The sequence below is a fragment of the Paraburkholderia solitsugae genome (assembly GCF_013177695.1).
GTDB classification, from domain to species: Bacteria; Pseudomonadota; Gammaproteobacteria; order Burkholderiales; family Burkholderiaceae; genus Paraburkholderia; species Paraburkholderia solitsugae.
In genome coordinates this window covers 67,799-78,854 of record NZ_WOEY01000116.1, presented here as the reverse complement: position 1 = coordinate 78,854, position 11,056 = coordinate 67,799, and the positions used below count along the sequence as shown (strand labels likewise).

Sequence of the window (11,056 nt, the reverse complement as noted above, 5' to 3'; positions counted from 1 at the left end):
GCGTACGGTCGAACTGGTGCGGCGGCGCGACCGGTCGTTGTCGCCGGCGGCGGAGGCGGTGTGGAGTCTGATTCGTCAATTGCCGGCGCGAGCTGAGGATTTGAGCTGATCACTCGGGCACGCGTCGTCACCTCGTGACTTCGCCGTCCCAAAAACGGGCGCCGCGCTAAACTGTCGCCTCTGCCAAGCGTCAGCCTTGACCCATAACCCGTCCGTCATCCGTCTGGAAGCCTCGATGAGCGAATCGGATCTGCCTGTGCCCACCCTCCCCAACGCGCGCGATGCCGTGCGCGCACTGCGTCCTTCGCAGATCCGTGAAGTCGCGAATGCCGGTTTCGGCGTCGCGGACGTGCTGCCGTTCTGGTTCGGCGAGTCCGACCGGGTGACCCCGGCCTTCATTCGCGACGCCGCCAGCGCCGCCTTGGCCGCCGGCGCCACCTTCTATACGCATAACCTGGGCATTGCGCCGCTGCGCGCCGCACTCGCGGGCTACGTCAGCGAGTTGCACGGGACGACGTCGCCCGATCACATTGCTGTGACGAGTGCCGGCGTCAACGCGCTAATGCTGGCCGCGCAACTGGTAGTGGGCCCGGGTGACCGCGTCGTTGCGGTGACGCCACTGTGGCCGAATCTGGTCGAGATTCCCAAGATTCTGGGCGCGCATGTGGAAACCGTCGCGCTGAGCTATGGCGAACGCGGCTGGCAACTCGATCTCGAGCAGTTGCTGGCGGCGCTGACGCCAGACACGAAGATGCTGCTGGTCAACTCGCCGAACAATCCGACCGGCTGGGTGATGAGCCGCGATGAGCAGCGCGCCGTGTTGGCACATTGCCGTCGCCACGGCATCTGGATCGTCGCCGATGAAGTCTACGAGCGTCTTTATTATGCGGACGCTGAACCCGGCGCGCGCGGCGCCCATTCGCGCACGGCGCCGTCGTTTCTCGATCTGGCCGCGCGCGACGAGCGTGTGATCTGCGTGAATTCGTTTTCCAAGGCTTGGCTGATGACCGGCTGGCGGCTCGGCTGGATCGTCGCGCCGGCCTCGCTGATGGACGATCTGGGCAAGCTGGTCGAATACAACACGTCGTGCGCGCCGGATTTCGTCCAGCAGGCGGGTGTCGCGGCGATCCAGCAGGGCGAGCGCTTCACGCAGGATCTGGTGCTCGACCTGAAAGCGTCGCGTGACCATCTGGTGCGGGCGCTGTCCACCGTGCCGGGTGTCGACGTGAAGGCGCCGCCCGGGGCGATGTATCTGTTTTTCTCGATGCCGGGTGCGTCGCACAGTCTCGAGCTATGCAAGGCCATGGTGCGAGACGTGGGCTTGGGTGTGGCGCCCGGCAGCGCGTTTGGCCCGCAAGGCGAGGGCTTCGTGCGTTGGTGCTATGCCTGCGACACGGCGCGGCTCGACGCGGGTGTCGAGCGTCTGAAGCGGTTTCTCGCGCAACGCGGCACGCATTGAGCCGTGGCGGAGCGGGCAGGCGGAGCGGTTTAAGAGGTCATTTAAGCCCGATTCTCGTGCATTTCCGCCTACTTTTCCGCGAAAGCAGGCGGGCGAAGCCAAAGCTAAAAAATGCGCCGGGGATTTCGTCTTTACGCACTGGTTGTTTTTGCGTAATATGGCGCTCAGTCACGCGATTCCTTTCAGGAACATCGCTGCTCCGTCCGGCTGGGTTTGGCTCGATTGCCTGTTTCGCCTCCCCCCGGTGCGTGCTCCCATCAATATGACCGATCAGAATCGGGCGAGCGCGTCTTCAGTTCCACATCGTCTGTTTGATCCGGTTCATTGACCACAGGGTCTGACCTAGCTGCATGAATACCCAAGAGGCGAAGATCGTCCTCGAGACTGCCTTGATCTGCGCGCAGGAGCCGTTAAAGCTCGGCGACTTGCGCAAGCTCTTTGCCGACGGCGTGTCGGCAGACACTGTTCGGAATTTGCTCGAAGACCTCAAGCAGGATTGGTCTGGGCGCGGTGTGGAGCTGGTCGGGCTGGCGTCGGGCTGGCGATTTCAAAGCAAGCCCGCGATGCGTTCGTACCTGGATCGTCTGCATCCTGAGAAGCCGCCGAAATATTCGCGCGCGGTGCTCGAGACGCTCGCGATCATTGCGTACAGGCAACCGGTCACGCGCGGCGATATCGAAGAGATTCGCGGCGTCACGGTAAATACGCAGGTCGTCAAGCAACTCGAGGATCGCGGCTGGATCGAAGTGATCGGCCATCGTGATGTGCCAGGCCGTCCGGCGCTGTACGCGACCACGCGGCAATTTCTCGACGACCTCGGTTTGAAGGCGCTCGACGAATTGCCGCCGCTCGCCGATCCGTCGGCGCAGCTGAACGCGGATCTGCTCGGTCAGCATGCGATCGAATTTTCCGAGATCGAGACCGCACAGGGATTGGTTTCAGGCGAAGAAGGCCTGCTCGAAGCGCCGGTGGAATCCGCCGCAGGCGAGGCCGCAGAAACGGAAGCCGCTGGCGAACACGATGAACAGCATCAAGCGCCGGCCGATCAGGCGCAGCACGCGGAGCCGACCGAGGCAAACGGGGCAGCCGAAGCAAGCGAGCCGGCTGAATCTACCGAGGCCACGCATGGCGCGGCGGATGCCGCGCCGGCACCCGAGCCGCATGAAGATGCTGCCGCAGCCCCGGCTGGGCAAGAACATGCCGAAGTGGCCGACGTTGGGCCGCAGGTTGAACTGCAAGTTGAGCCGCAGGCCGGCATCGCCGAGCCCGCACTGAATCACGATCCGGTCTCCCAGGCCGATCTGGCATTACCCGCGCACGACTCGGGCGTACTCCGCGATACGGAGCACGCCGCCGAGCCGAACCCGACCACGGCGGCGCACGGCGATCCTGAGGATCGTCGTGATGCTGCACAGGACGCAGGCGTTCTGACCGACGACGAACCCGAGTCGCGCAGCGCCTGACGTAACCGAACTTTTTTGCCGCGCCCGCAACGGGCGCGCGCGACCTGACATTTTGAGGTTGTTTTGACACATACCCACGACACCGATTCGTCCGAATCCGAGCGCGCCGTGCCGTCGGCACGCGCCGACGAAGCGCGCACCACGCAAGCGTCGGCAGGCGAGGGCGAGCGCCCGGTGCAGACCACGGAAGCAGACGGCGAAGACCGTCCGCGCCGCGGCCTGCGTCGCGGACCGCGCAGCCTGATCGCACGCCGCCGCGCCGGAGCGAAGACGAAGGGCGCCGATGGCGCGCCCGCGCAAGGCGCGCCGGTCGTCACTGAAGCGCCGCCGGACGGCGAGGTGGTTGCGCAGGTGCGCATGCCGCGCAAGGAAGCCGGCGCCAAGGGCCCGCGCCGCAATACGGGCGGCGCGAAGCGCGAGGGTGGTCAACGTGAAGGTGCGCCCCGCGAGGGCGGCCCTCGCGAAGGGCAGCGTGAAGGGGGGCGTGGCGAACGTCAGCCGCGCGAAGGCGGTCAGCGTCAGAATCGCCGGGGCGGCGAAGCGCCGGTGGCAGTCGCGACCGAGGCGAGCCCGGACGATCTGTTCTCGTACGTCACCTCGCCCGCGTTCGATGCGGACAACAGCGCCACCGGCGGCGTGCGCGCCCCGATGCTGCGCCGTGGCAAGCCGGCCGCGCCCAAACGCGTCCTCGCCGCGGACGACGACGCGCCGAAGCTGCACAAAGTGCTGGCCGAAGCCGGCATGGGTTCGCGCCGCGACATGGAAGAATTGATCGTCGCCGGCCGCGTGTCGGTGAACGGCGAGCCTGCCCACATCGGCCAACGCATCATGCCGACCGACCAGGTTCGCATCAACGGCAAGCCGGTCAAGCGCAAGCTGGCCAACAAGCCGCCGCGCGTGCTGCTGTATCACAAACCGGCCGGTGAAATCGTCAGCCACGCCGATCCGGAAGGCCGTCCGTCGGTGTTCGACAAGCTCCCGCCCATGAAGACCGCCAAGTGGCTAGCGGTCGGCCGCCTCGACTTCAACACCGAAGGTCTGCTGATGCTGACCACCTCGGGCGATCTGGCAAACCGTTTCATGCATCCGCGTTACAGCGTCGAGCGTGAATATGCGGTGCGCGTGGTCGGTGAGCTGGTTGAAGGCATGCGTCAGAAGCTGTTGCACGGCGTCGAGCTGGAAGACGGCCCGGCGAATTTCCTGCGCATCCGCGATGGCGGCGGCGAGGGCACCAATCATTGGTATCACGTCGCGCTCGCCGAAGGGCGCAATCGCGAAGTGCGCCGTATGTTCGAAGCAGCCGGCCTGATGGTCAGCCGTCTGATCCGCACGCGCCATGGCCCGATTTCGTTGCCGAAGGGCTTGAAGCGCGGTCGCTGGGAAGAGCTCGAAGACAATCAGGTGCGCGCGCTGATGGCGTCGGTCGGCCTGAAGGCGCCGTCGGAAGAAAAGGGCGGCCGCAGAGAGGCGCCGGAGCGTAAGCAGCCGGACCCGATGCAAACGTCGATGGGCTTCATCAGCCGCGAACCGGTGCTGATGTCGCATGGCCGTTTCGACCAGCAGCAGCCGCGCGGTCAAGGCCGTCGCGGTGCGGCGGGCGGTGGCTTCGGTGGCGGCGCGGGGGGTGGTTTTGGCGGCGCTGGCGCCGGCGGCTACGGCAATCGCGGCGCTGGGCGCAGCGCCGGTGGCTTCAGCGGCCCGATGGGCGGCGGCGCACCCGGTCCGCGTGGCGGCCGTGGTGGTGGTGACGTCGACGGCAATCGCGCGCCGTCAGGCGGTGGCAATCGTGCGGCTGGCGGCGGTAAGCGCGCTGGCGGCCCTGGTGGCAATCCGGGCAGCGGCGGTGGCAGCCGCGGGCCGGGCGGCAATCGTGGCGGTAACGCCAACCGCGCCGGTGGTGGCAACGCCAACGCAGGCGGCGCCAATCGTGGCGGCGGCGCGCCGCGCGGCCGCTCGCGTGGCCGTTAAGCAGCCGGCGCTGTAAGCCAGACGGTGGGCGGCCGATCGTTTCTCAACGATTCACCCTTCGCCACCGTCAGAATCGATCGACGAGCGCCGCGGGTTTCATCGCAGGTTTCATGGAACGCATAAAACCGCGGTGCGTGCATAAGTAGGGGCAGAGTTTCCTGGCCCCGCTTGTCCGGCGCGGGTCTGAGGCCGTGCAAGCCGCCTTGCAAAAGGCCCGCAGCGCCGCCATATCGTTGAAAGATTCCCATGAAATCAAGCGGAAATGCGCTTCGCGCGGTGTTCTGCGGTTTGCGTTTGTCCCGAAAAATGGCTACAATCGCGGAGTCGCTGGGCGTGCGGCTTTTCATGTGCGGCTCAGGTGCGACCACCGGCAATAAGATGATGGGCGTTTAGCCCATTTTTTTTTGCCGCTCAGTTCTCAGTGGTTCGGCATCTCGGGTAGCACGAACGTGCGCCGGCTTGGCGCGCGGCCCGCATTGGTGTTTGCAGACAAACCCGGCAGGTCTCGCCGCGCGAACATCTTAGAGGGCACTGTGCAACTGACGGAACTGATTGAAACCACGGTCGTGGGACTCGGCTACGAGCTCGTCGATCTCGAGCGCACCGGGCGCGGCAGTTTGTGTATTTATATTGACCAGCCGGCCGGCATCGCGATCGAAGACTGCGAGAAAGTCACGCGTCAGCTCCAGCACGTTCTGACGGTCGAAAATATCGATTACGAGCGGCTTGAAGTGTCGTCGCCGGGTCTCGACCGCCCGCTGAAAAAACTGGCGGATTTCGAACGCTTCGCAGGCAGCGAAGTGGTAATCACATTGAAAAAGCCATTGGACGGACGGAAATCGTACCGGGGCATCCTGCATGCTCCGCAAGGCGAGACGATCGGTCTGGAATTTGAAGGGAAGGAAGGCGCCGCGATGCTCGATTTTACCGTCGCGGATATCGATAAGGCACGCCTCGTTCCGAAAGTTGACTTTAGGAGCCGCAAACAATGAGTCGCGAAGTGTTGATGCTGGTGGATGCGCTGGCACGCGAGAAGAACGTCGATAAAGACGTGGTATTTGCCGCGCTCGAGGCGGCCCTCGCTTCGGCCTCCAAGAAACTCTTCGAAGAAGACGCGGACATCCGCGTCCAGATCGACCGTGAAAGCGGCGAGCACGAAACGTTTCGCCGCTGGAAGGTGGTGCCGGACGAAGCCGGTCTGCAAGAGCCGGATCAGGAAATCCTGCTGTTCGAAGCACGCGAACAGCAGCCGGAAATCCAGCTCGACGAATACATCGAAGAACCGGTGCCGTCGATCGAATTCGGCCGTATCGGCGCGCAGGCCGCCAAGCAGGTGATCCTGCAGAAGGTGCGCGACGCCGAACGCGAGCAGATCCTGAACGACTTCCTCGAGCGCGGCGAGCACATCATGACCGGCTCGGTGAAGCGCCTGGATAAGGGCAACTTCATCGTCGAAACCGGCCGTGTCGAAGCGCTGCTGCGCCGCGACCAGCTGATTCCGAAGGAAAATCTGCGCGTGGGCGACCGCGTGCGCGCCTATATCGCCAAGGTCGATCGCACCGCTCGCGGTCCGCAGATCGAGCTGTCGCGTACGGCGCCCGAATTCCTGATGAAGCTGTTCGAAATGGAAGTGCCGGAAATCGAACAGGGCCTGCTGGAAATCAAGGCGGCAGCCCGCGATCCGGGCGTGCGCGCCAAGATCGGCGTGGTCGCTTACGACAAGCGCATCGATCCGATCGGCACCTGCGTCGGTATCCGCGGTTCGCGGGTCCAGGCCGTGCGTAACGAGCTCGGTGGCGAAAACGTCGACATCGTGCTATGGTCGGAAGATCCCGCACAGTTTGTGATCGGCGCGCTCGCGCCGGCAGCCGTCCAGTCGATCGTCGTCGATGAAGAAAAGCATTCGATGGACGTCGTCGTAGACGAAAACGAACTGGCGGTCGCGATCGGCCGCAGCGGCCAGAACGTGCGTCTTGCCAGCGAACTCACCGGCTGGCAGATCAACATCATGACGCCGGACGAATCTGCGCAAAAGCAGAATCAGGAGCGCGGCGTACTGCGTGACCTGTTCATGGCGCGTCTCGATGTCGACGAAGAAGTTGCCGACATCCTGATCGACGAAGGCTTTACGAGCCTCGAAGAGATCGCTTATGTGCCGCTCAACGAGATGCTCGAAATCGAAGCATTCGACGAAGACACCGTTCACGAACTGCGCAATCGCTCGCGCGACGCATTGTTGACGCAGGCGATCGCGAATGAAGAAAAGGTCGAGAATGTTGCACTCGACCTGAAGAGCCTGGACGGCATGGATGCCGACCTGCTCGCCAAGCTTGCCGAACATCAGATCCAGACGCGCGACGAACTCGCCGAACTGGCTGTGGATGAACTGGTCGAGATGACCGGAATGGAAGAGGATGCCGCTAAGGCGTTGATCATGAAAGCACGTGAACATTGGTTCCAGTGAGAAATGACCATGGCGCACTAAATTGAAGCGGCCGTCAGGCCGCATGACAAGATGCTAACCGCAAGGAATCGGTCCTTGCATTAAGAGGAATGAATGGCGAGTAACAACGTAGCCCAATTTGCCGCGGAACTGAAAATGCCTGCAGGCGTGCTCCTTGAGCAGCTGCAGGCAGCAGGCGTCACCAAAGCGAGCGAAGACGACAGCTTGTCCGAAACGGACAAGGCGCGTCTGCTCGACCACTTGCGCAAGTCTCACGGCTCGACTGATGCGGACAAGCGCAAGATCACGCTGACGAAGCGGCATACGTCGGAGATCAAGCAATCCGACGCGACGGGCAAAGCTCGCACCATTCAGGTCGAGGTGCGGAAGAAGCGCACTTTCGTCCGCCGCGACGAATCCGCCGCTGAAGGCGGCGATGCATCGAATCATGTGGCCGAGGCAGACGTCGACGTCGACGATCTCGAACTCCAGCGTCGTGAAGAGGAAGCTCGTCACGAAGCCGAGCTGCTCGAAAAGCAGGCTCAGGAGTTGAAGGCGCGTCAGGAACAGCTCGAACGCGAAGAAGCCGAACGTCAGGCGCGCGAGCAGGCTGCTGAAGCCGAGCGTCGTCGTGCGGAAGAGGAAGCGGCGAAGAAGCGCGCGGCGGCTGCGGCCGAAGCGGCGGCTCGCGAGCAGGCTCAGGCCGCGAAGCCGGCCCAGGCTGCCCAGCCGGCGGCTGCGAAGGCTGAACCGGTAGCGGCCAAGGCTGCGGAGCCGGCGGCTGCCAAGGAAAGCGAGCAGGACGACGAGCGCGCTGCGGCGGAACGTGCGGCACAACGCGAAGCGGCGAAGAAAGCGGAAGACGCAGCGCGTCAGGCCGCCGAGAAAACGCGCGCCGAGCAGGAAGAAATCAGCAAGCGCCGTGCGGCGGCAGAAGCCGAAGCGCGTGCGATTCGCGAAATGATGAACACGCCGCGCAAGGCGCAGGTCAAGGCGCCGGAACCGGCACCGAAGCCCGCTGAGCCGGTCAAGGCCGTGGAAGCCAAGGGCACGCTGCACAAGCCGGCGCGTCCGGCGGGTGAAGCACCGGCACGTCCGGCAGTCAAGAAGCCGGCTGCTGCGGCTCCGGCTGCTACGACCACGCCGTCCGCTGGCGACAAGAAGAAGCCGGGCGGTGGCAAGGGCGGCTGGCAGGACGACGCAGCGAAGCGCCGCGGTATCAAGACGCGTGGCGATTCGAGCGGCGGTGTCGATCGTGGCTGGCGCGGTGGCCCGAAGGGTCGCGGCAAGCATCAGGATCAGAACACCACGTTCCAGGCGCCGACCGAACCGATCGTGCGTGAAGTGCACGTGCCGGAAACCATCACGGTCGCCGATCTGGCGCACAAGATGGCGGTGAAGGCCTCGGAAGTCATCAAGTCGATGATGAAGCTCGGCCAGATGGTCACGATCAACCAGATGCTGGACCAGGAAACGGCGATGATCATCGTCGAGGAACTGGGCCACCATGCGGTCGCGGCCAAGCTGGACGATCCGGAAGCGATGCTGGTCGAAGGCGAAATCACGGACGCAGAAGCACTGCCGCGTCCGCCGGTCGTCACGGTCATGGGTCACGTCGACCACGGTAAGACGTCGCTGCTCGACTACATCCGCCGCGCCAAGGTGGCAGCGGGTGAAGCGGGCGGGATTACGCAGCACATCGGCGCCTACCACGTCGAAACGCCGCGCGGTGTCATTACGTTCCTCGATACGCCGGGCCACGAAGCATTTACCGCCATGCGTGCTCGCGGTGCGAAGGCAACCGACATCGTGATTCTGGTGGTCGCAGCCGACGACGGCGTGATGCCGCAAACGAAGGAAGCGATTGCCCATGCGAAGGCAGGCGGCGTGCCGCTCGTCGTCGCGATCAACAAGATCGACAAGCCGGATGCGAATCCGGACCGCGTGAAGCAGGAACTCGTCGCGGAAGGCGTCGTGCCGGAAGAATACGGTGGCGATTCGCCGTTCGTGTCGGTGTCGGCGAAAACCGGCGTGGGTATCGACGAGCTGCTGGAAAACGTGCTGCTGCAAGCCGAAGTGCTGGAACTGAAATCACCGGTCGAAGCGCCGGCCAAGGGTCTGGTCATTGAAGCGAAGCTCGATAAGGGTAAGGGTCCGGTTGCAACGATCCTGGTCCAGTCGGGTACGCTGAACCGCGGCGACGTGGTGCTGGCAGGTAGCGCTTACGGTCGCGTGCGAGCCATGCTCGACGAAACCGGCAAGCCGACCAAGTCGGCAGGCCCGTCGATCCCGGTTGAGATTCAAGGTCTGTCGGAAGTGCCGCAAGCAGGCGAAGAAGTCATCGTCATGCCGGACGACCGCAAGGCGCGTGAAGTTGCGCTGTTCCGTCAAGGCAAGTTCCGCGACGTCAAGCTGGCCAAGCAACAGGCCGCGAAGCTCGAGAACATGCTGGAACAGATGACCGAAGGCGAAGTGGCGTACATGCCGCTCATCGTCAAGGCCGACGTGCAAGGTTCGCAGGAAGCGCTGGTGCAGTCGCTGCTCAAGCTGTCGACCGACGAAGTTCGCGTGCAGATCGTGCACGGCGCAGTCGGCGGCATCAGCGAGTCGGACGTCAACCTGGCTACGGCTTCGAAAGCGGTCATCATCGGCTTCAACACCCGTGCGGATGCACAGGCGCGCAAGCTGGCGGAAAGCAACGGCGTCGATATTCGCTACTACAACATCATCTATGACGCAGTAGATGAAGTGAAGGCTGCGATGTCGGGCATGCTGGCACCGGAGAAGCGCGAAGTCGTGACGGGTACGGTCGAAGTGCGCCAGGTCTTCAAGGTACCGAAGATTGGCGCGGTGGCCGGCTGTATGGTCACGGACGGTTTCGTCAAGCGCTCGTCGTCGGTGCGCGTGCTGCGCAACAACGTTGTCATCTTCACGGGCGAGCTCGATTCGCTCAAGCGCTTCAAGGACGACGTGAAGGAAGTCCGTCAGGGCTTCGAGTGCGGTATGTCGATCAAGAACTTCAACGATATCGTCGAAGGCGATCAGTTCGAAGTCTTCGAAGTTACCGAAGTCGCGCGTACGCTGTAATTCACGCGGCATTGGCTCAACGGGCGGAGCGGGCTTAAACGCCCGCTCCGCCCGTTGTTTTTGGGCCTGCGCATTTCGCGTATTGCGCACCGCGGTGTATGGCAGTCGCTATCAAGCCGCTTCGTCGCTGTCCCGGCAACAACCGCCACGGCTCGCGCGAACAACTTTTTTGCATCCGTCAGAGCGGATCACACAAATATCATGCCTAAAAAACGTTCTTCTCCCAATCGCAACGTGCAGATCGCCGATCAGATCCAGCGCGACCTTTCCGAGTTGCTGCGCGAGGTCAAGGATCCGCGCATCGGCCTCGTCACGATTCAAAGCGTCGAGCTGACGCCTGACTACGCGCATGCGAAGGTTTACTTCACGACGCTGACCGGCGACCCGCAACAGACGCTCGAAGCGCTCCAGCACGCGGCCGGCCATCTGCACAATCAGCTGTTCAAGCGCTTGCATATCCATACCGTGCCGACGCTGCATTTCCATTATGACCAGACGATCGAACGAGCCGTCGAAATGTCCCGTCTGATCGACGAGGCGAACGCCAATCGCGCGAAAGACGACTGACCGCGCGGCGCCGCGTTTCTGGCTGCACTACCTCAGTGGCCATTCATTTAGCGCTGTTTCCGACTACTT

The 11,056-nt window shown here is 63.6% G+C and carries 8 protein-coding genes and 1 pseudogene; 8 read left to right on the top strand and 1 reads right to left on the bottom strand.

Annotation, left to right across the window (positions count from 1 at the left end; translation table 11 throughout):
* From GNZ12_RS29755 to rluB, 4 genes and pseudogenes are all read left to right on the top strand, one after another.
* Positions 1–109: pseudogene (locus tag GNZ12_RS29755) on the top strand (LysR family transcriptional regulator); the annotation flags it as partial.
* Positions 110–235: 126 nt separating this feature from the next.
* Positions 236–1,459 carry a pyridoxal phosphate-dependent aminotransferase gene (locus GNZ12_RS29750; RefSeq protein WP_172315724.1) on the top strand — a complete coding sequence of 408 codons (1,224 nt, stop codon included), beginning with the start codon at positions 236–238 and terminating at the stop codon, positions 1,457–1,459.
* Between the two features lie 350 nt (positions 1,460–1,809).
* Complete coding sequence (scpB, locus tag GNZ12_RS29745; protein ID WP_172315723.1) at positions 1,810–2,922, top strand: SMC-Scp complex subunit ScpB; 1,113 nt, start codon at positions 1,810–1,812, stop codon at positions 2,920–2,922.
* Positions 2,923–2,985: 63 nt separating this feature from the next.
* Entirely contained in the window at positions 2,986–4,890 is a 1,905-nt protein-coding gene (gene rluB, locus GNZ12_RS29740; protein WP_172315722.1) for a 23S rRNA pseudouridine(2605) synthase RluB, read from the top strand.
* Here the strand turns inward: rluB and GNZ12_RS29735 are convergent.
* Positions 4,887–5,237: a hypothetical protein gene (locus GNZ12_RS29735; protein ID WP_172315721.1), complete on the bottom strand. Its 351-nt coding sequence runs from the start codon at positions 5,235–5,237 to the stop codon at positions 4,887–4,889. The two genes, rluB and GNZ12_RS29735, sit on opposite strands and share 4 nt — an antisense overlap.
* A gap of 186 nt (positions 5,238–5,423) precedes the next feature.
* Here GNZ12_RS29735 and rimP point away from each other — a divergent pair, with 186 nt between their 5' ends.
* From rimP to rbfA, 4 genes are all read left to right on the top strand, one after another.
* Positions 5,424–5,882: a ribosome maturation factor RimP gene (gene rimP, locus GNZ12_RS29730; RefSeq protein WP_074286020.1), complete on the top strand. Its 459-nt coding sequence runs from the start codon at positions 5,424–5,426 to the stop codon at positions 5,880–5,882.
* Complete coding sequence (gene nusA / locus GNZ12_RS29725; protein WP_172315720.1) at positions 5,879–7,354, top strand: transcription termination factor NusA; 1,476 nt, start codon at positions 5,879–5,881, stop codon at positions 7,352–7,354. Before rimP ends, nusA begins: the two co-directional genes overlap by 4 nt.
* Positions 7,355–7,447: 93 nt before the next feature.
* The gene (gene infB / locus GNZ12_RS29720) at positions 7,448–10,420 is read left to right on the top strand and encodes a translation initiation factor IF-2 (RefSeq protein WP_172315719.1); all 2,973 of its coding nucleotides are present in this window, start codon (positions 7,448–7,450) and stop codon (positions 10,418–10,420) included.
* A 201-nt stretch (positions 10,421–10,621) separates the two neighbouring features.
* Positions 10,622–10,987 (top strand): 30S ribosome-binding factor RbfA, encoded by a 366-nt coding sequence (rbfA, locus tag GNZ12_RS29715; protein ID WP_172315718.1) that lies wholly within the window; start codon positions 10,622–10,624, stop codon positions 10,985–10,987.
* Positions 10,988–11,056 lie beyond the last annotated feature (69 nt).